Genomic DNA, 20,608 nt, shown 5'->3' with positions numbered 1-20,608 from the left:
TTACTCCGCTTGTTTGAGATCGGCAAAGATGCCGCACTGATCGAGAGCTCGCGCCACACAGGCCGTGAAAAGCTTCAGATCAAGGGCATCGCGTTCGGGCAGAGCTGTCCGGACAGCGGCCCGCAGTTGCTCACGCCCCGCGGCCCCGGTCCCCTTGGCCGCGATGTCGGCCGCTAGTTCTTCCATCAGAAGAGGAGGACCGTCTGCAGCTCCCAACACGATCCGCGCGCGCGAGTGCGTTGCATCGAAATAGACCGCCGCACTTGCTTCGGCAAATTCGCCTGGCTTGCGACAGACTTTGTGATAGCCCCAATACGACGTAGGTGTCTCAGACGGCACGACTACAGAGACGATCAGCTCATCGCTCTCCAGCACTGTCGTGTACGCTCCGAGCATCAGCGCATCGGCCTCGATCGTGCGCTCACCGCGCGGCGACTTGGCTACGATGCGTGCCCCGAGTGCCGCAAGCGTGACCACCCAGTCCGCGGCGGGATCGGCGTGCGCCAGACTTCCGCCCACAGTGCCACGTGTGCGGATCGCGCGATAGGCGATGCCGCGAGCGACCTCCCGCATGGGGTGGGCTATCAGCGGCTCGTACACTCCGTCTTCTATCTCAGCGTGCGTAATGGCAGCGCCGATCTCCACCCAGCCCTCCTTGCGGCGGACGGTGCGCAGACCGGGAATGCCAGAAACGTCGACCACGTGCGCTGGGCGAGCCAACCTAAGATTAAGCATGGGCCCTAACGACTGACTTCCGCTCATAGCTTTGGCGGCGCCACCGCCCGCAGCCAGCACCGCCAAGGCGTCGCCCACTTCAAGAACGCGCGTGTATGCAAAACGAGGGGCTTTCATTGAGCGCGCTCCTGTCCAAGCGTCGATTTTTCAAGCGCCTTTAGCAAGCGTCGTGGTGTCAAGGGCGTCATCAGGACCTCGTCAGCACCGGTGCCACGCAATGCGTCGTTCACAGCATTGAAGATCACGGCAGGTGGCGCGATAGCTCCCCCCTCACCGACACCCTTTGCACCGAAATCCGTGTGGGGCGAAGGAGTCTCGAAGTGTTCGATACGAATGCGTGGGACTTCTGTAGCGCCCGGCAAGATGTAGTCGGCCAGTGTTGAAGCCAAGGGCTGTCCTTGCTCATCGTATGGGCTCTCCTCGTACATTGCCGTTCCGATACCCTGGGCGATGCCACCAATGGTTTGCCCCTCAACAATCATCGGGTTGACCATGGTCCCGCAGTCCTCGACCACGACGTAGTCCAGGATTTCCACCTCGCCTGTCTCAGGGTCGACTGCAACCACTACGGCGTGAGTCGCGTACGTGAAAGTACCCGTATCGACTTTCGGCTTGTAGGCACGGGAAACTTCCAATCCACCCAGATGTACGTCAGCAGGCAGGTCTTGGGGTGTCAGGTACCAAACACTCCCTACCTCAGAAAGAGGAATCGATTTCTCGCCTGCGACTGCTCGCCCTTCGATCAATGCGACCGCCTTTGGGTCTACGCCCATGAGGTAAGCGGCTATTGATTGAATGCGAGGCAACAGTTCTTTGCATGCCGTTGAGATGGCTCCGCCGGACATGACCGTCGCACGAGAGGCATAGGTTCCCGATGAGAATGGCGTCAGCGCAGTATCCCCATGCACCACCCGGATGCGGGCGACAGGAATGCCGAGCACGTCATGGGCAATCTGCGCGAAGCTGGTCTCCATGCCTTGCCCATGCGAATGCACGCCGACGCGCACTTCAAGCCCCCCATCCGCGGTCATCCTGACCATCGCCTGGTCAAAACCAGGCACCACAGGCAGCCCCCAATTGGCGAAAACCGTGGTGCCGTGGGCAGACTGCTCGGTGTACGTTGCGGTGCCAAAACCGATGCGGCGTCCGTCGGGCTCGCCACGCGCCTGGCGCTCGCGGACAGCCTCCAAACCGATCATCTCCACTGCGCGTCGGAGGCTCGCAGGAAAATCGCCACTGTCAAAGTGCTTGTTGGCTACGTTGACGTAGGGCATGGCCGCGGCAGGGACCAGATTCTCCATCCGGACTTCCCATGGCTCGCGACCAACTTCACGTGCCACTGCATCCATGAGCAGTTCAATCGCGAAACAGACACCGGTGCGCGCCACGCCGCGATAGGCCATGAACCCTGGCTTGTTGGTCGCCACACACAGGGTTTCGCAACGGTAACCACGAAACGAATACGGCCCCGGCAGATTTCCGATTGCCTGCCCGGGCTCCAAGCCCACAAAGAAGGGATAGTAGGAATACGCCCCGCCGTCGATGGTGATGATGGCATCCAGCGCCAAAAGCTTTCCCGTCCGGTCCGCGTAAGCCGTGAGCTGATAGTGATGCTGCCGGGTGTTAGCTCCAACTATCAGATGCTCACGACGATCTTCGAGATAACGAAACGGCGTGCGATACGTCTTGGCCAGCCACGCCACGCAAAGATCCTCGGGATAGAGTTGTCCCTTGTAGCCGAAGGCGCCTCCAACGTCAGGCGAAATTACTCGCACCGCCTCCTCATGCATTGCGAGGTGCTGGGCGATGCCCACGCGCAGCAAATGCGGCACTTGAGTCGCACTGACGACCACCAGCTGCTCAGCTTGGAAGTCCCAGTAAGCCAGCACCGACTTGCCTTCCAACGGAACGATGCACTGGCGCGACAGCTCAACTGTACGGCTGACCTTTACCTCAGCTGTCGCCGCCAATTCTTCGAAGTCACGGTTGGCACGCAGCGTGAGAAACCGGTTGTCCTTCCACCCAGGGTGCATGAACTCTCCAGTGGCTCCAAGTGCCGACTCCACATCGTAATAGACCGGCAGTTCCTCATACGAAACCTGCACATCCTCAAGCAGGTCCTCCGCCACTGCACGGGTCGGGGCCACAGCCATCGCGATGGCCTCGCCGACGTGGCGAACTCTGCCTGACGCCAGCGGAGGCAACGCTGAGTACTGGTAGGTAGGTATCGAAGATGGGGAGCCAATGTCCGCTGCGTCCGACATCATCTCGCGCAGGAACACCTTCCCAGCGAGCTCTTCCGGGATCTCGACGCCAGTGATGGAGGCGTGAGCCAAAGAGCTGCGTAGGAATGCCACCTCTTGCATGCCAGGCAACACGAAGTCCCCAACGAAGTTGCCCTTGCCCACCAAATGACGCGCATCTTCTTTGCGAGGTACTCGGGCACCAATGCCCTCCCGCTTCAACAGCCTCGCCGGTATGTCTGCTTGGTCCATACGTTTCCTTTTCCTTCACCAATGTCGTTGCGCCGAACGAGCGCCCATGAGCTCATCTTGATGGGCATCTCCAACTCGACATCAAAACGTCTTCTAGAGGATTCAGGCCACAAAAGCGAAGCTGATTCGCCCCTAGAGCCACCCCTCCACTCAATCGAGTTTTTGCACTAGAAAACTCAACTTATGTAAGTTCACTTGCACAAGTATATGCCTAACCAAACGACATGAGAAGCGGGTAAACGCTGATGAAAGATCAGCACCTAAGATGGTCCTCTTTTTGGTGCATTTTCCCTATGAAAAGTGCAATTTCCGCACCACAAAGGAGAACTTCAAAAGTCAAAATGGTGCACTGCAGCACAGTACAAACCCGCACTTGAAAAGGTCGAAAAATCTCTTTAATATGACAGTTCACTGAGTATTTTTTCGGTGCTAAAAATTTCGGGAAAAGAGCCATGGATTGGATAAAGGTCGCTTCGGCGCAGGAACTCAGCAACGACGAAGCGAAGACTGTCAGTGTGGCCGGTCACGGCGTTGCGCTGTACAGGATTGACGATGAGTTCTTCGCGACGGATAGCATGTGCACGCATGCCACAGCATTGTTGTCAGAGGGATACGTGGAAGACGGTTGTGTGGAATGCCCTCTGCACCAAGCTCGCTTTGATATCCGCACCGGTAGGGCCATGTGCGCACCGGCTACTGTGGATCTTCGCGTCCACGCAGTTAAGCGAGAAGGCGACGACATCTACGTCTTGTCGCCCGCAAGCAAATGACGTCGCCTGGCGTTGTCATCGTTGGCGCGGGTCAATCTGCGGCCATCGCTGCGCAGACCCTTCGCGAGCGGGGCTACCGCGGCAGTATCACCATGATCGGTCGCGAACGCCATCGACCGTACGAGCGGCCGCCCTTATCAAAGGCTGTTCTGACTGCCGCTGAAGAGCCTAGGCTCGAGGTGCTCTCGGAGGATGCCTGGACGAACAGCGACATCGAACTGCTGAGCAACAGTGAAGCGGTTGCCCTGGATCTGCAGCGTCGGCAGGTCCGACTGACAAATGGCCGGGTGATCGACTATGAAAAGTGTCTGATCGCCACCGGTGGTGATGCACGAAAACTTCCCTTGCCTCCTGCTGCCGATCACCGCGTGCACTACATCCGCACGCTGGATGACGCCAGGCGACTGCGTGCATCTCTGCAGCTCAAGCCCCAGATCGCCATTCTGGGTGGCGGCTTCCTCGGACTGGAGATCGCAAACTCCGCACTCTCAGCAGGTGCATCGGTTACGGTTCTTGAACGCGCGCCCACTCTGCTAGATCGCTTTTTGCCGAGCGAGGCGTCAGCTTGGCTGGAAGCCTGGATGAGGAACGCAGGTACGAAGCTATTGCTCGCAGCCTCCCTCAATGACGTCCATGTGTCGTCGAGCGGCCGCATGCGCCTCTCGACAAACGCTGGCGATCTCGAGTTGGACGAACTGATCGTAGCGATTGGTCTCTCGCCCAATGACTCGCTGGCAAGCGGAGCTGGACTAGAGATCGCAGGAGGAGGCGGGATTCTCGTTGACTCATCTTGTCGTACTAGTAACGAACACGTATTCGCGTGTGGCGACTGCACCAGCCAGCAACGCCCAGGCGACACGGCGCCAACGCGACTGGAGTCCTGGCAAAACGCGAATGAACAGGCGCGTACTGCTGCGGCAGCCCTGCTTGGCGTCCCTCTTCCTACGCCAGCAGTTCCCTGGTTCTGGACCGACCAAGGGCAACACAACATCCAGGTTCTCGGTCTGCCCGCTGCCGATCTCGAATACGTCCGCCGGGGCGACCCGAGCAGCGACAGAGTGATGTGGATCGGCCATCGGTGCGGTGTTCCACTGCACGGCGTGGCCATCAATGCCGGCTCAGACCTTCGAGCCATCCGCCCTCTTTTCGAGCGCGGCCAGCCTGTTCAGTGGGAGGACTTTCCATTGGACAAAACCAACCTACGCGCATGGGTCAAGCAAATGCATGCCCAAGCCAGCGCGACCGTTTAAACCCCACTCATCGCAAAGGAGCTTCCATGTATCAATCGCAGGCGGTCATCGGCATTACCAATGCCCGAAAGAACCCGCCATTGGATCAGTGTGTCTGGCCTGCAGACGCTATGAACAACATTCCCGACTGGGTCTACACCAGCCAAGCCATATATGACCAGGAGATCGAACGCATCTTTCGCGGTGACACATGGAACTTCGTAGCTCTGGAAGCGGAGATTCCCAACCCAGGCGACTACAAGCGCGGCTACGTCGGCGCCACGCCTGTCGTCATTGCACGGGCGGAGGACAACACGATATCTGTCTTTGAAAACCGCTGCGCTCATCGCGGTGCTGAGTTCTGCCGTTCAAGCCAAGGGAATACGAAGGAGTTTGTCTGTCCATATCACCAGTGGTCGTATGACCTGAAGGGCAACCTTCAAGGCGTTCCCTTTAAACGCGGCATCAACAAGGTGGGTGGGATGCCTGCGGACTTCAAGAATGCTGAGCATGGCACCCGCCAGTTGCGCGTGACAACACGTAACGGTGTGGTATTTGCTACCTACTCCGACAAGACCCCTCCGTTGGAGGAGTACATGACCAAAGAGATCGTTGATGAATTCGATGTCACGTTCTCGGGCAAGAAACTCAAGATCCTCGGATATTGCCGCAACGAACTTCCGTGCAATTGGAAGATGTACCACGAGAACCTGAAGGACCCTTACCACGCGACGCTACTTCATTCGTTTCTCGTTGTGTTCGGCCTGCTGGTTCCAGGTATCAAGTCGACCGTGGTTGCTGACAAGGTTCACGGTCGCCACGGTTTCATGGCCTCTTCCAAACCGGACCAGGTCTATGCCACAGTGGCGGCAGAAGACAAGGCGGAAATGCGGTCTTTCAGCGACGACCTTCGGTTGCGCGACGAACGTTTTCTGGACTATGTGCGGGAGTTCAATTCGCCCTGGTCAGCCAACATGATGACTCTGTGGCCGAGCATGATCGTGCAGCGTCAGATGAACACTCTGGGTGTGCGCCAGATCATCCCGAACGGTCCCAACAGCATGGTGATGCAGTGGACCATGTTCGGCTACGAAGATGACACACCGGAGATGACACGGCACCGCCTGCGTCAGGGCAACTTAATGGGTCCCTCCGGCTTCCTTGGTCTCGAGGACAACGAAGCATTGAAGTTCGTGCAAGAGGGCCTGCGCAACTCGTCCACAAACAACAACGTCGTCAAACTCGATGCCGGTCACGAAGGCTCAGCACGCAACCTGATCTCGGAGTCCTGCATCAGGTCCTTGTACCAGTACTACCGGGAAGTGATGGACATCCGTGTCGCGGAGAAGGCAGCATGAAAGAGCAACTCGCCTACGCCAAGACCATGATGTCACCCCAACGCGCTGCCGAGTTGCGCGCTGAAATCGACTCATTCCATGTCGAGTACTGTGCCGCCCTCGACGCGAACGATGTCGAACGCTGGCCTGGCTTCTTCTGCAAGGATGCCAACTACCGCATCACCTCGCGCCACAACGCGCTGCTGAACATGCCCGTAGGCCTCATGTACTGCGAGGGCTTGGACATGATCATCGACCGAGCCATGGCGATAGCGCACTCCCAGATGTTCGCGCCGCGACACATGCTGCATGTGCTTGGAATCACGCGCGTACTGCAGGAAGCTGACAACACGGTGATTTCCCAGACACCCTTCATCTTAATGCAGACCCTCGTCGAAGGCCCATCCACGGTGCATCTGGCGGGTATTTACCACGATCGTTTCATGCGCGAAGGCGACCAACTGCTCATCGCTAGTCGCCAAGTGGTGCATGACACGGAAATTCTTGATACCGCCCTGGCTTATCCAGTTTGAGGCTACCTATGACGAATACGAACAAGATCCCAAAGATCGCACTGGAAGAGCACTTCTCCGCCCCAAGGTTCGACGAGTACTCTGCGAAATACACCCGAGCGCTACCGGCAGATTTCGTCGCCAAGCTCGATGCCAAACTGACCGATTTCGATGATCAGCGCCTTCAAGAAATGGACGCAGGGAACATCGAATACGTCGTTCTTTCGCAAACGATGCCCGGTGTACAGGCCGAAACAGATCGCGACATCGCTGTGCGCCGGGCGCGCGAGAACAACGAGTTCCTGGTGGAGCGCGTGGCACGGCATCCGCAACGCTTCGGAGCCTTCGCTCATGTAGCGATGCAGGATCCTGCCGCCGCAGCCACTGAATTGGAGCGCACTGTCGTCGAGTACGGCTTTAAGGGTGCAATGATCAACGGGCACACCTTAGGACGCTACTACGAAGCAGCAGAGTTTGATGTGTTTTGGGAGCGCGCGCAGGCGCTCGGCGTGCCCATCTACTTGCATCCCAACGCATTCAGCCAGCCGCCAGCGCTGCTAGAAGGCATGCCAGTGCTTCAGGGCGCCGCGTGGGGTTGGGGCGTAGAAACGGCAGGCCATGCATTGCGCCTGCTGTTCGGAGGAGTGTTTGACCGCTTCCCTCGCCTGAATCTCATTCTGGGTCACATGGGGGAGGCCTTGCCTTTCCAGCGTTGGCGCATTGACAGCCGGTTTTCGGCCTATCCATCGGGCATCAAGCTGGCACGTAAGCCTAGCGAGTACATCGGCAGCAACATTCTCATAACCACCTCTGGCGTGTGCTCTGCACCCGCCTTGCTGGGCGCAGTCGGCGAGCTCGGTGCCGAAGCAGTGCTCTTCTCAGTCGACTACCCGTATGAGTCGACCGCCGAGGCCTGCACCTTCATCGAAGAAGCGCCACTCACTGACAGTGTGCGTGCAATGGTCTGCCACGGCAATGCGCGCAGGCTCTTCAAGATGGGCAGCACGGAGGAGCTCCAGCTCCTGCAGATCTAACCAACCAAAACAAAGGACCAAAAAATGCCAGTTAGCGACTATCAATTGATCAACGCATGGAACGAAGTTCTTAAGCTCAGCAAGGTGGAGCGCGGACAAAAAGTATCGATCCTGTGTGGTCCCCATACCCATCCACAAACGCTGCAGACGGCGACCATCGCAGCGCAGGCAGCAGGCGCGATCGTCACCAAAATCGAGCTGCAGCCCATCAACGCGGAGAAAGCAACCAGCCGCGACCGCATGAACTATTTGGGTGAAACACCCCTAACGAATAATCCAGTCGCACTCGCGGCAATGAAAAATAGCGATCTTGTTCTTGACTTGATGGTGCTGTTGTTCTCTCCCGAACAACTGGAAATTCTGGAGTCTGGAACAAAGATACTTTTGGTCGCGGAGCCACCCGAAGTACTGGTGCGGGCGATTCCGACCGAGGACGATCGCAAACGCGTTTTGAATGCATCGAAGCTCCTCAAAAAGGCGAAAAAGATGCACGTCACGTCTCCAGCCGGCACGAACGTGACTTTCAAACTCGGTGAATTCCCAACCATTTGCGAATATGGGTTTTGCGAGGAACCTGGACGTTGGGATCACTGGCCAAGCGGATTCCTTTTTACCTTCGCCAATGAAGGCGGCAGCGACGGCACTATCGTGGTCGATCGCGGGGACATCCTTCTGCCGCAGAGAAACTATGTCTCTGACAAGATCACATTGAATTTGCGCGACGGCTTCGTCCGCAGCATTGAAGGTGATGTCGATGCCGCCATGCTGCGCGAGTTCATGGAGGCCTACAAGGATCCAGAGGCCTATGCTATCGCGCACATCGGATGGGGAATGCAGCCACGGTGCTACTGGCACACACTGTCGCTCATGGACCGGGAGGCGACAACAGGTCAGGATGCACGCGCTTTTGAAGGCAACTTCCTGTTCTCATTAGGTCCAAACAACGAGGCAGGTGGACCTCGCACAACACCTTGTCACCTCGACATTCCCTTGCGCAACTGCACAGTGAAGCTCGACGAAATCGTCGTGGTTCAAGATGGCAAAGTGATTGACGAGGCTTTTCAATGAGCTCCGATCAGGACATCTACCAAAAGCAAGGGTTCGGCAATGAGCTCGCGCCCAAAGCACCGTTCGGCCTGTTGATAGTCGATTTCGTCAATGGATTTGCTGATCCGCGCACGTTCGGCGGCGGCAACATAGGCCCGGCTATCGAATGCACCCGCGGCCTCTTATCGGCAGCACGAAACCGCAACTGGCCGGTCGTTCATACGCGAGTTGTGTACCAAGATGATGGGACGGACGCAACCATCATGGCGCTCAAAGTCCCGTCCCTGCTCACCCTGCGCGAGCAAGCGCCAGAAAGTCAAATCGTCTCGCAACTTACACCTATCGACGGCGAGTATGTCCTGCGCAAGACAAATCCTTCAGCATTCTTTGGTACGCCGCTAGCGGCTTGGCTTTCTCAACGCGGCGTACAGACCTTGCTGATTGCAGGCTGCACAACCAGCGGATGCGTTCGTGCCAGCGTCGTTGATGCCATGTGCCACGGCTTCCGCCCTCTTGTGGTCACCGACTGCGTCGGAGATCGTTCGTTGCATGCGCACGATGCCAATCTCTTCGACATGAATCAGAAATATGCAACCTTGATGCCCCGCGATAAAGCCCTGGAAGCAACCGCCGCGAAAGCTCCGACCGCACTCCCCTGACCCAACGTCGCCAACTCAAATTTCACGTCAGTCTGCCCCTGCGCAAGCCCCGCCAGTCCCCCACCACCTGGAGAAAAAAATGATCTTCAAATTCGCCGCCGCACTAGCCGTATCACTTGCAACGATTGCAACCCCAGTCCTCGCCGACGTTATCAAAGTAGGCATTATTGCGCCCATGTCAGGACCGTTCTCTGCGGTAGGTCAAACTTGGGAAGGATCGATCAAGGCCTATCAAAAGCTGAACGGCACGACATCTGGTGGCCACACCATCCAAGTCATCTTCCGCGACCTCCCAGAAATCAACCCTGCCCAGGCCAAAGCACTTGCACAGGAACTGATCATCAAAGAAGGCGCCCAGTACATCGGCGGTCTCTACTTCACGCCCGACACCCTTGCAGTCGCTGCACTCGCACAGGAGGCTAAGGTGCCCGTCGTTATCTTCAACGCGTCAACCTCTTCGCTCCTCGAAAAGTCAGACTATCTACTGCGTACTTCGTACACGTTGCCGCAGATGGCCGTCCCGGTCGCAAAGTACGCCAAGGAAAAGAACGTTAAGAATGTCGTTACGCTGGTCAGTGATTTCGGTCCTGGCCTAGATGCAGAGAAGGGTTTCACCACTGAGTTCGTTGGTAGTGGAGGAAAACTGCTTGAAGCGATTCGCGCACCGCTGAAGACGACTGACTTCGGACCGCTGATGCAACGCGTGAAGGCGCTAAAGCCAGATGCGCTGTATGTATTTGGCCCAGGTGGTCCCGCGACCTACGCCATGATCAAGGCGTACAACGAGGCAGGATTGCGTGCAGCGGGCATTCGCTTTCTGGGCACAGGCGAAACGGATGAAGATCAGCTGCGCGCAATCGGACCGGATCTTTTGGGTATCGAGACCGGCATGTTCTATTCGGCGTCACACGACTCGCCTTTGAACAAATCCGTCACGAAAACCCTGAGTGAAGTAGCACCTAAAGCCATCCCAACCGTCCAGTTGGCGAACGCTTTTGACGGTCTGCATGTTATCTATCACATGGTCAAAGCAACTGACGGCAAGCGTGATGGCCCCAAGGCCATGGCGGCGGCCAAGGGCTTTTCATGGGAAAGCCCACGTGGCCCTGTGAAGATCGACCCCGTCTCGCGCGAATTTGTGCAAAACGTCTACATGCGCATCGTCGAGAAGGATGCGTCCGGCCGTTATGTGAACAGAGAATTCCGGACTTTCGAGATGCAACCCGACTACGGACGCATCCAGAACACGGCCAAGTGATCCAGGACTTCAACATGTCTGTTGCTCTTCTTAGCAGCATTCTGATCGATGGGATCACCTACGCGATGATCCTGTTCATGATCACCGTGGGGCTGTCCATGACCATGGGTCTCATGCGGGTCGTGAATCTCGCCCATGGTGCGTTCGCAATGCTGGGCGGCTTTCTCGCCGCCAGCCTGCCTCAGCGCCTTGGCATCCCGATCGGCGCCGGCTTCGTGCTTGCGATCCTTCTGGTAGGACTCATCGCGTTGGTGTTTGAGCGCATTCTTCTGCGTCGCTTCTACCGGCGTGACGATCTCGATCAGATGCTGGTGACAATTGGTCTGATGTTCGTAGCAACGGCCGCAGTGAATCTGTTGTTCGGATCTTCGGTGACATCAGTCGCGCTACCCGAAGCATTCACAGGGTCAGTCAATCTGGGATTTCGTTCGATCCCCAGACATCGACTCATCGTCGTTGCCTGCGGTTTGCTCGTCGTGATTGTTCTCTGGCTGACTGTGGATCGCTCGTCTTTCGGCATTCGCGTGCGTGCGGCCGTCGACAACGCACCTATCGCACGGTCCATTGGCATCGACACGACGAAGATCTATGCAGCCACCTTTGCCATCGGCGCAATGCTCGCGGCGTTGGGAGGTATCGCTGGTGCGGAGTTGTTGCCGATGGAACCTACCTACGCTTCCAAGTACCTGGTGGTCCTGTTGGCGGTTGTTGCCGTTGGTGGCAATGGAAATCTTTTTGGCTCATTCTTTGCAGCGCTGCTGCTTGGCATTGTGGAGACATCCATGAAATATATGGTTCCGCAGCTCGCATCGGCTGCGTTCTTTCTGACGATGATCATCGTCTTGTTGGTGCGGCCGCAGGGGCTTTTCGGGAGGCAGACATGAGCGCGGTAATTCCCTCACTGGCGGTGGTCGATTCGCGCTCAAGCAGTCCTTGGAGGCAATTGCGTGTCGAGATCGTACTGACGTTGGTGGGATTGCTGGCCTTCGTACTTTTCCCGCAAGATCTCGGGTTGCTGACCAACATGGCAACTATGTCTATTTTTGCGCTGTCGTTGAGTCTAGTGCTTGGCCAAGCAGGCATTGCAACTCTAGGTCAGGCCGCGCTTTATGGCAGCGGTGCATACGTAGCTGGCTGGACTGCTTTGTATCTGACGACGGATCCGCTTGTTGGACTTTTGCTAGGTGCGCTGGGTGGTGGGTTGATTGCATTGATGAGCGGTGCCGTGATGCTGCGGACGACAAAACTCACGCTAGTCATGCTGACCATTGCAGTGGCTCAATTGTTGTTAGAACTGGCCAACTGGGCTAGATGGCTCACCGGAGGCGACGACGGGCTAGCAGGCTTCAACATTGGCCCTCTGTTCGGCATATGGGAGTTCAATTTCATAGGCCAAACCGGGTATTTCTATGCGCTTGGAGCTTTGGTTCTTGTGTACTTCCTGGTTCGCAATCTGGTGGATTCACCTTTTGGTTTGACAGCCAAGGCGATCCGCCAGGACCCTGGCCGAGTACAGGCCTTAGGGGGCCGTGTCTACTTGCACCTGCTGGCCATCTACACCGTCGGCGGAATTGTCGCTGGGCTTGCCGGTGCATTGACTGCTCAAACTAGCAAGGTAGCAAACCTTTTTATGCTGGACTTTTCGACATCGGCAGGTGTCGTGGTCATGATCGTGCTGGGTGGTACCCGTCGCCTGTCGGGCGCTGTGCTTGGGACGATCGCATACATGACCATTCACCACATCGCCTCAACCTTGAATCCGTATCACTGGCTGTTTTTCATTGGGTCGATGTTAATCGTCGTACTCATCGTACTTCCTGAAGGACTGATCGGTCTTCTAGATCGAGCTATGGCTTATGCCGAGCGGTTGGGCACGGGCAGGGAAGCCAAATGACTTATCGACTACAAACCCAGAATCTCAGCCACTCCTTTGGTGGTCTGGCCGTCACACAGAATGTCTCGCTCGCGCTCCCCAAAGGGGCGCGCACAGCATTGATCGGACCGAATGGCGCCGGCAAGACGACCTTGGTGAACTTGCTGAGTGGAGCGCTGCGCCCGAAATCAGGTGACATCCTGCTTGACGGTCGCTCCATCGTGCAACTGCCGCAGTATGCACGTGTCCGCAACGGCATCGTACGTACATTCCAGATCAGCCGCCTCTTCAAAGATCTCACGGTTGAGGAGAACGTCAAGGTCGCCGTGCTGCAACGGCATCGCGCATCGATGCAGTGGTGGCCATCGAGCGCGCGCTCCGCCCAAGTTCGTGAGGAGGTCTTCGAAACACTAGGCATGCTTGGTCTACAGCCTTTCGCGCGCCGGGTTGTAGGGCAGCTGGCTCTGGGCGAGCAGCGGTTAGCAGAGATCGCTCTGGCTCTCGCAATGAAACCCGAAGTGCTGCTCTTGGACGAACCAGGTGCAGGCGTTCCGCAAGGCGAAGGCGGCCGCATCATGGACGCTGTCGAAAGTCTTCCGAAGGACCTGTCTGTTCTGCTTATCGAGCACGACATGGACTTGGTCTTCAGGTTTGCTTCGCACATTATCGTTCTGGTTGCAGGTGCAGTATTGGTGGAGGGCTCTCCAAAGGAAGTTGCCGCCAATGAGCAAGTCAAACAAATTTACTTCGGACGGGACGGTCATGCCTAAGCCAACTATTGAACTTCGGTTCGACAACGTTACGACAGGCTATGGCAGCATTCCGGTCGTCGAGAATCTCAGCTTCAAAGTCCGCGAAGGCGAACGTCTTGGGCTGATTGGGCGCAATGGTGCAGGTAAGACAACGACGCTCGCAACGGCGATGGGTCTTGCCGATCTGATGAAGGGACGCGTCGAGTTCGGAGGGCGCGACATCAGCAGCGCTAGCACGTATGCGCGCGCGCGCGCTGGACTTGGCTATGTGCCGCAGAGTCGCGATATCTTTCCATCGCTGACGGTGGAGGAAAACCTACTATCGGGTCTACAGGGCCGATCGGCAAGCGTTGCATTGCCACCGATCTATGCCCTTTTCCCTCGACTTAAGGAGCGACGTCGCAATGGGGGCACTCAGCTTTCTGGCGGCGAGCAGCAGATGTTGTCCGTGGCCAGAGCACTCGTTGGACAGCCACGCATTCTTCTGCTCGATGAACCCCTCGAGGGGCTGGCACCGATGGTGCGGGAGGAGTTGATGGACGCGATTGTTCGGATGAGCGATCAGTTGGGCGTGGGCTGTATCCTCGTTGAGCAACACGTGGACGTGGTTCTCGAGTTTTCTACTAACGTCATTGTCCTGGAGCGTGGCATCGCTGCCTACTCTGGTTCAGCAGCGGCGCTGCGCGACGAAGAGGAGCTCCTCAACCGCACCATCGGAATCCAAAAGTGCTAAGAACTATGCCTGTGCAAACTGCGAAAAAGAACTGAACGGAGACTCTGTGTGACAAGCGACGAAGAACTGTCAGAAGCGAAGTCGGCGCAAAGGGAGGGCACGCGCTATCGCTTTTCAGGTCACGACCGAATCCTGCATCGAACGTCCATACACACGGGCGTGCCAGAGCTGCTGGACTGGTTTGGATATCAGCGCGCATTCATTGTCTGCTCCCGCACGCTCAATGAGCGCACTGACACAATTCGCCAACTTGTTGCGTCATTGGGTAAGCGTTGTGTCGGTGTCACCGATGCGGTTGGCGAGCATTCGCCGCTGTCGAACGTGCTTTCCGGCGCTCGTCAGGTGGATGCTTGCGAGGCCGACGTCATTGTGTCTGTGGGCGGCGGTTCGGTTATGGACATGTGCAAGGTCATCCAGTTGTGCGTCACCGAACGGACTTTCGACCGCGATGCCCTGCTGAAACTTCAAATGAGGATGTCTGCGGACGGAACGGAGATGATCGCCACGTCATCTCAGCCGCCGCGGATCAGGCAAATAGCGGTACCGACAACCCTTTCCACCTCGGAGTGGACCCCAGCTGGCACGCCCATCGATGACCAGACCCATCTGAAGGCACGCTTCCTGGTCACTGATGGAGCTCCGCGCGGAATTGTCTATGACCCGGATCTTTTGGCTCGCACGCCTCTTTCGCTGCTACTGGCTACGGGCATTCGCGGGTTGGACCACGCCATCAACACGGCATGCTCGACCCAGCCTCATCCCTTTACCAGTTTGATGGCGGAAAAAGCGATCCAGCTCTACGTCGAGAACTTACCGCGCCTGAGATATCGTACAGACTCTGAGGCATTCTCGAACTGCCAATTGGCCACTTGGTATACAGGCATGGGGCAGATGTCTGTGCCGCACGGCTTCAGCCACTGGATGGTACACATCGTCGGGCCTCTCGCATCCGTTCCTCACAGCGAGGCGGCTTGCGTCCTGATGCTGGCCCAGGCGCGGTGGTTGGAAGGCCACGCAGTTCCTCAACACGACAATGTGCGACGTCTATTAGGGCGTACCGGTCCCTTCTCCGAAGTGCTTTTCAACTTGCTGACTGAGCTCAACATGCCTCGAAGTCTGCAAGATTTGGGTCTGAATTTTGATCAGGTGGAGTCTTTCATCCAACCTGCACTTGAACACCCGCAAGTCACGCGGAACAACCTTCGTCCAATTTCGACAGCTGCAGACGTGCGTGAAGTCCTTAGTCTTGTACGGACTTGAAATGCTTCATCAGCGTCTTTTCTTGTCGTTCTTTCACCAAATCCATATCAACACCGCGGACTCATGCATGAGCGGAGCCCGCCTAGCCTTCAGGTCGAATCAATGCAAGGCCTCCGTACACTTCTGGGCGCACTAAGGGTGTTCGATGCCGTCTGTCGTGCCAAGGGCGTTTCGCGCGCCGCTGAGGTGCTTCATGTGACTCCAGGCGCCGTTAGTCAACAGATCAAGCATTTGGAAGCGGGGCTGGGCACCCAGCTTTTCCAAAAGTCTGGGCGTGAAATCCAGCTGACCTCCGTTGGCGAACGACTCGCTTACCGCGTATCGGATGCGTTTGATCGCCTGAACGACGCGTTGGATGAGGTGGCCGACGAAAAGGCGGAGAAACTGCTGCGCCTGAAAGTAACACCCACTCTGGCGATTCGATGGCTCGTCCCTCGCCTGCACGGCTTCTACGCACAACATCCCGACATGGATCTGGAGATTGCCACGATTGCGATAGCTGACGACATCCGCCTTGAAGGGGCTGATTGTGCAATTCGGCATGGTATGGGCGAGTGGACCGATGTCGAACTGGATCACCTGTTTGATGATGAGTTTCTACCTGTTTGTGCGCCCAGCCTAGCTATGCAGGTTCGTGCACCTCAGGATCTGCTGCAGGCCAACCTCCTGCACTCCATGCTGCGACCGCAAGCCTGGCCGCTCTGGTTTAAATCAATCGGCTTCGAGAATCCGCCGCAGCAGCGAGGCCTCACGCTGGCGAATGCCGCTTTGTGCTATCAAGCTGCGGCCGACGGTCTTGGGATAGCAATGGCCCAACGAGCCTACGTAGAGGAAGACTTGCGCGTTGGGCGTCTGGTCGCCGCTGCGGAACATGTTGCCAAAACGGAACTCGGCTACTACCTTGTCTGCGACCCTATAAAGGCAAAAACACCAGCAGTCAGGTTGTTTCGAGACTGGATACGAACCGTCCGTTAGACAGATTGTCCAACGGCTGAGCATCCAGACCAAGGACGCGGACTCAGCAGGCCATTCTTAGCCTTCGACAGCAGCGAGGAATCGATCAAAGGAGGCATCTACTGCAGCCCTTCCCCCGCCGATGATATTCAAGCCCCAGGTAAATCCGAAAACGTCAGCAAAATCATAGCCAACTAACCGCTCGCGTATCGCTCTAATGTCACTGGTTTTCATCGGCACAAAATTCGGGTAGCTGTACATAAACGAGACGTGCCGCCGGTCGTACACAACCTGCAATGCGTCACCCGGGAAAAGTGCACCGCCCGCGCGTGGCCCTTGCTTCCAATGAAGCACAGAGCTTCCTGGGAAATGGCCACCAACGCGAAGGAGTGTCATCTGATCGGAGAGTCTGTGAACATCCCCATCCCAGAACTCGATCTGGGGAGCATGTCGCTGAATCCAAGCTTTGTCTGCCGCATTCAGCAGGATAGGTACACCGCCCAGAGCTTCGCTCCACTCGATCATAGATGTGTAGAAATGAGGATGTGAAATAACGATCCTTCTGACACCCCCGCGCGACTTGATTTCAGCAACTGCTGCGTCTGTAACCATGCTCACGCATTCCCAAAGAACATTGCCGTCGTCCGTCGGCAAGAGAAGCGCCCGCTGTGGAATAGCAAACCCACTCGGCATACCAATACCCAGCAACCCACAGTCGTCCTCGATTCGAAGTTTGTACTTCTCCACCAGGGCATCGTGCGTGGTCCAATTCTGACCTCCCCACCCGACGTACTGACGATCATCCTCACATATGGGGCAGTGGAGTGGCGGTTTTTCAGATTCCGCGTATTGCGTTCCGCAGGTCGTGCAAATGTATTTCTGCATGGTATTTTTCCTAAACACACGTGGTGAAACAATGACTTCCTCGTACGGAAGCGCGCGAAAAATTGTGTGAAATTTCGAAGCGAAATCGACGCATTTATCCCGTTGTTGAAGATGGCCGATCTTCCGAAGACTCAATGTCCACCCCAAAACTTCGAAGGAAATAACACACGCATTTGTAGAGTCCTACGGTTAAGACAAGGTCAGAAACCTGCCCCGTCCCAAAAGTTTGCAAAGCACGCTCGCGCCCTGCTGAAGACAATCCATCGTTCTTCAGAATGTCATCGGTCAAGGCAATGACTGTGCGATCAATCGACCGAATCGAGGCGATACCTTCGTTAGATCTTGCTGCTTCGATCGTCGCTCCGGACAAGCCGACCGCTCTGCCATAGTGCTCATGCCTTGAAGTTTCATAGGTTGCTTCGCACGCGTAGCCCACGCGCAGAATTGCCAGCTCCATCAAGTCCGCAGGCAATGAGTTTTCCCTTTTGACGGCCTCCGCAAACGTCAGGAGACCGGGTGCTATCCCAGGTGAATGCATCAACATTCGGAAGACATTTGACTTCTTCTTCCGGAGAACTTCCTGAAGCGCAGGCGGGAGGGAATCAACTGGGGGATAGTCAATATGGGCCATATTTGTGTGTGGACTATTCAAATATGAAACAACGCACTGGACGCGGCGTCCCAAGGGCAGTGACCGTTCGCCCTCAGTGGGCGACATGTCGGACATTTAAGAGTGTTTAGTCCGCCTTGAATCCCGATGCCTTGACTACCGGCTCCCAGAAGCTGCGCATGTCTTTGAATCTGGCTCGCGCTTCATCTGGCGAGCTCCCTGCGTTCACAAAACCGAGCGTGCGAATCTTGCTCGCGAACTGTTCTGTCGCAGCGGCCTTGCGAACGGCATCGCTCCATTCAGCTATGACGGGCGCAGGTGTGCCGGGGGCCAGGCATATGGCCAATATTCCCACTGCGGTGAGATCCTTTCGCCCAAGTTCGCTGAAGGTTGGTACATCAGGCAGAAGTGGTGAACGCTGCGCAGAAGTGACTGCAAGAACACGCAGTTTTCCGGCATTGTGGTGCTGGGCAAAGTCTCCAACAGTAGAGGTTCCCGCAGCAACAATGCCCCCCATTAGGTTCGAGATCATGGGGGCGGCCCCTTGGAACGGCACGTCTTGTAGCGGAACACCAATAACCTTGGCAATCTGCAATCCTAGGAAATGCGTCGGCCCCCCAGATGCGGCATGACCGAAGTTGGCTTTCTCCGGGTGGCCCTTCACCCAATCAGCGTACTCTGCAAAACTCTTAGAAGCTGAGGAAGCAGGAACCGCCAGCGCCATCGCAAACTCGACCACCGTTGATACCGGCAATATGTCCCTTTGTGGGTCGTAGTTGAGTTTGTTGAAGACGAACGGATAAATGGATCCAAGGAAGTCCGGACACAACATCGCAACGCTTCCATCAGCTGGTGCTGCCCGCAACGTATCGATCGCAATCTTCCCCCCGGCGCCTGGCTTGTTCTCTACCACGACCGCACGATTCAGCGGGGTACTTAGCTGATCCGCAAGTGCTCGAGTCACCACGTCCAGCGTCCCGCCGGGCGAGAACCCTACCAAGATTTTCGCCGGCGGCCTGCTGCTCGGTTGCGCAACAGCTTGAGACGCGCCGATGAAGGATGCCAGGATAACGAAGAGGTTAATTAACCAGATGGGACGATTGATGTTCACAGGCTGCTCCATGTTGAATGCAGAACGCTCAAAGTAAGTTGAATTGGGGAGGAGGAGACGATTCCGTGGGAAATGCTGTCGATACCGCGGCAATCCCCCCGCGAAACACTCAGCGGCCGAGGAATGTCGGAGGGCGCTTCTCAGCGAAAGCCCGGCGTCCTTCCAGTCGGTCCTCACTGTCCCTCAGCACGCCGAAGGCTTGGCGTTCCAATTCCAGCCCGCCTGCTAGCGGCAACTCCCTCCCTGTCATCGCCAATCGCTTTGCGGCCGTCATCGCCAACGGTGCGTTGGAGGCCATGGTGTGTGCCAGGCGCAGGGCCGTCGCCTGCAACTCTGGCAGCGGCACCACTTTGCTTACCAGCCCGATCCTCAAGGCTTCGTTAGCATCGATGCGCTCACCTGTCAGCAGCATCAGCATCGCGTCCGATTGACCCACAGCGCGGATCAGGCGCTGTGTTCCGCCAGCACCCGGTATGCTGCCTACCCTCACTTCCGGCAGGCCGAATTGGGCGTTTTCAGAGCAGATGCGTATGTCTGCAAGCAGCGCCAGTTCAAGCCCCCCACCCAGGGCATACCCGTTGATTGCCGCGATGACGGGCTTGTCCGTGCGTAGCGTCCCAAAGTTGAAGTGTTGGGTTCCAGCTCGAAAAACTTGCCGTGCCGCACTGTCGGCCGGTGGCATTGTTTTCTTGAGGTCCGCCCCTGTGCAGAACGCGCGATCGCCAGCGCCTGTGAGAACGAGTACTCGTAGCGCCTCGTTGTTCGATACCGCATGCCAAACCTCGAGTAGCTTCTTGTTGGACTCCGGATCAATCGAATTCATCGCCTCCGGTCGATTCAAGGTCACGATGGCAACGCCATCCTGTATTTCTATTTCGATTGCCATGAAGATATTTAATTTGAATAGGAATGGCTTGCGACCGGCGACTGAATGTCGTCAGATAGCAAGCCCAGTTCGACAACCACATCACGGACCAATGCTGTCCGAGCGAACGCTCTCCAGGATCTGCATCAGTTCATGTATCAACCTCTGCGCCGGTCGCCGGCGAACCGGCTGCTGGAGGTCAGGCGCAGTACTACTTTTTTCGATAGACCGCCAGCAAAGAGATCCCCTCTCCATGTCTCCAGGAAGAGAGCTGTCACGTAACATTGGGTAGGTCAGATCGGCCATCCCCTGGGCGAAGTTGATGACATTCAGTCCGCTCAATGCACTGTTCAGCATGCTCACCTCCCGTTGGGTGCGCGCGGGTGAGCAGGACCGCTAAACCGAAGGACTGCTGAGGCTGCGTCCACCGCAGACATACAGAAGTTGTCCAGTGACGTAGCTCGAGCCAGGTTCCGCAAAGAACCGGAC

The 20,608-nt window shown here is 56.8% G+C and carries 21 protein-coding genes and 1 pseudogene; 14 read left to right on the top strand and 8 right to left on the bottom strand.

Features of this window, described 5'->3' with window-relative positions:
* Positions 1-852, bottom strand: a complete 852-nt coding sequence (locus AC1RVY_RS25780; RefSeq protein ID WP_492808963.1) for an FAD binding domain-containing protein — start codon at positions 850-852, stop codon at positions 1-3.
* Positions 849-3,230 (bottom strand): xanthine dehydrogenase family protein molybdopterin-binding subunit, encoded by a 2,382-nt coding sequence (locus tag AC1RVY_RS25775; protein WP_492808961.1) that lies wholly within the window; start codon positions 3,228-3,230, stop codon positions 849-851. The genes AC1RVY_RS25780 and AC1RVY_RS25775 overlap by 4 nt, the downstream gene beginning before the upstream one ends.
* Positions 3,231-3,682: 452 nt before the next feature.
* Here AC1RVY_RS25775 and AC1RVY_RS25770 point away from each other — a divergent pair, with 452 nt between their 5' ends.
* From AC1RVY_RS25770 to AC1RVY_RS25705, 14 genes are all read left to right on the top strand, one after another.
* A complete protein-coding gene (locus AC1RVY_RS25770; protein WP_110958412.1) occupies positions 3,683-4,000 on the top strand; it encodes a non-heme iron oxygenase ferredoxin subunit in 318 nt (105 codons plus the stop codon).
* Positions 3,997-5,250: an NAD(P)/FAD-dependent oxidoreductase gene (locus AC1RVY_RS25765; protein WP_492808959.1), complete on the top strand. Its 1,254-nt coding sequence runs from the start codon at positions 3,997-3,999 to the stop codon at positions 5,248-5,250. Before AC1RVY_RS25770 ends, AC1RVY_RS25765 begins: the two co-directional genes overlap by 4 nt.
* Before the next feature lie 26 nt (positions 5,251-5,276).
* Complete coding sequence (locus tag AC1RVY_RS25760) at positions 5,277-6,587, top strand: aromatic ring-hydroxylating oxygenase subunit alpha (protein WP_492808957.1); 1,311 nt, start codon at positions 5,277-5,279, stop codon at positions 6,585-6,587.
* Positions 6,584-7,099 (top strand): aromatic-ring-hydroxylating dioxygenase subunit beta, encoded by a 516-nt coding sequence (locus AC1RVY_RS25755; protein ID WP_492808955.1) that lies wholly within the window; start codon positions 6,584-6,586, stop codon positions 7,097-7,099. Before AC1RVY_RS25760 ends, AC1RVY_RS25755 begins: the two co-directional genes overlap by 4 nt.
* An 8-nt stretch (positions 7,100-7,107) precedes the next feature.
* Positions 7,108-8,112 (top strand): amidohydrolase family protein, encoded by a 1,005-nt coding sequence (locus AC1RVY_RS25750; RefSeq protein ID WP_492808953.1) that lies wholly within the window; start codon positions 7,108-7,110, stop codon positions 8,110-8,112.
* Between the two features lie 24 nt (positions 8,113-8,136).
* A complete protein-coding gene (locus tag AC1RVY_RS25745; RefSeq protein WP_492808951.1) occupies positions 8,137-9,180 on the top strand; it encodes a 2,5-dihydroxypyridine 5,6-dioxygenase NicX family protein in 1,044 nt (347 codons plus the stop codon).
* Positions 9,177-9,818: an isochorismatase family protein gene (locus tag AC1RVY_RS25740; RefSeq protein ID WP_492808949.1), complete on the top strand. Its 642-nt coding sequence runs from the start codon at positions 9,177-9,179 to the stop codon at positions 9,816-9,818. The genes AC1RVY_RS25745 and AC1RVY_RS25740 overlap by 4 nt, the downstream gene beginning before the upstream one ends.
* Positions 9,819-9,897: 79 nt before the next feature.
* Positions 9,898-11,076, top strand: coding sequence for an ABC transporter substrate-binding protein (locus tag AC1RVY_RS25735; RefSeq protein WP_492808947.1), 1,179 nt, complete (start codon positions 9,898-9,900; stop codon positions 11,074-11,076).
* 14 nt (positions 11,077-11,090) lie between these two features.
* Positions 11,091-11,960 carry a branched-chain amino acid ABC transporter permease gene (locus tag AC1RVY_RS25730; RefSeq protein ID WP_492808945.1) on the top strand — a complete coding sequence of 290 codons (870 nt, stop codon included), beginning with the start codon at positions 11,091-11,093 and terminating at the stop codon, positions 11,958-11,960.
* On the top strand, positions 11,957-12,970 hold the full coding sequence (locus AC1RVY_RS25725; protein WP_492808943.1) for a branched-chain amino acid ABC transporter permease: 1,014 nt from the start codon (positions 11,957-11,959) through the stop codon (positions 12,968-12,970). The genes AC1RVY_RS25730 and AC1RVY_RS25725 overlap by 4 nt, the downstream gene beginning before the upstream one ends.
* Positions 12,967-13,719 (top strand): ABC transporter ATP-binding protein, encoded by a 753-nt coding sequence (locus tag AC1RVY_RS25720; protein WP_492808941.1) that lies wholly within the window; start codon positions 12,967-12,969, stop codon positions 13,717-13,719. The genes AC1RVY_RS25725 and AC1RVY_RS25720 overlap by 4 nt, the downstream gene beginning before the upstream one ends.
* Complete coding sequence (locus AC1RVY_RS25715) at positions 13,712-14,434, top strand: ABC transporter ATP-binding protein (protein WP_110959116.1); 723 nt, start codon at positions 13,712-13,714, stop codon at positions 14,432-14,434. Before AC1RVY_RS25720 ends, AC1RVY_RS25715 begins: the two co-directional genes overlap by 8 nt.
* A 48-nt stretch (positions 14,435-14,482) precedes the next feature.
* Positions 14,483-15,694: an iron-containing alcohol dehydrogenase gene (locus AC1RVY_RS25710; RefSeq protein WP_492808939.1), complete on the top strand. Its 1,212-nt coding sequence runs from the start codon at positions 14,483-14,485 to the stop codon at positions 15,692-15,694.
* 102 nt (positions 15,695-15,796) lie between these two features.
* Positions 15,797-16,669, top strand: coding sequence for a LysR substrate-binding domain-containing protein (locus AC1RVY_RS25705; protein WP_492808937.1), 873 nt, complete (start codon positions 15,797-15,799; stop codon positions 16,667-16,669).
* Between the two features lie 57 nt (positions 16,670-16,726).
* Here the strand turns inward: AC1RVY_RS25705 and AC1RVY_RS25700 are convergent, their stop codons facing one another.
* From AC1RVY_RS25700 to AC1RVY_RS25675, 6 genes and pseudogenes are all read right to left on the bottom strand, one after another.
* Entirely contained in the window at positions 16,727-17,533 is an 807-nt protein-coding gene (locus tag AC1RVY_RS25700; RefSeq protein WP_492808935.1) for an MBL fold metallo-hydrolase, read from the bottom strand.
* Between the two features lie 94 nt (positions 17,534-17,627).
* On the bottom strand, positions 17,628-18,077 hold the full coding sequence (locus tag AC1RVY_RS25695; RefSeq protein WP_492808933.1) for a carboxymuconolactone decarboxylase family protein: 450 nt from the start codon (positions 18,075-18,077) through the stop codon (positions 17,628-17,630).
* Between the two features lie 193 nt (positions 18,078-18,270).
* On the bottom strand, positions 18,271-19,254 hold the full coding sequence (locus tag AC1RVY_RS25690) for a Bug family tripartite tricarboxylate transporter substrate binding protein (RefSeq protein WP_492808931.1): 984 nt from the start codon (positions 19,252-19,254) through the stop codon (positions 18,271-18,273).
* A gap of 109 nt (positions 19,255-19,363) precedes the next feature.
* The gene (locus AC1RVY_RS25685) at positions 19,364-20,140 is read right to left on the bottom strand and encodes an enoyl-CoA hydratase/isomerase family protein (protein WP_492808929.1); all 777 of its coding nucleotides are present in this window, start codon (positions 20,138-20,140) and stop codon (positions 19,364-19,366) included.
* An 81-nt stretch (positions 20,141-20,221) separates the two neighbouring features.
* Entirely contained in the window at positions 20,222-20,476 is a 255-nt protein-coding gene (locus tag AC1RVY_RS25680) for a hypothetical protein (RefSeq protein ID WP_492808927.1), read from the bottom strand.
* Between the two features lie 39 nt (positions 20,477-20,515).
* Positions 20,516-20,608, bottom strand: a pseudogene (locus tag AC1RVY_RS25675) (beta-ketoacyl-ACP reductase); the annotation flags it as partial.

The sequence above is a fragment of the Acidovorax sp. GW821-FHT11A03 genome, from assembly GCF_058809075.1.
This window is presented reverse-complemented; position numbering and strand designations above follow the sequence as displayed.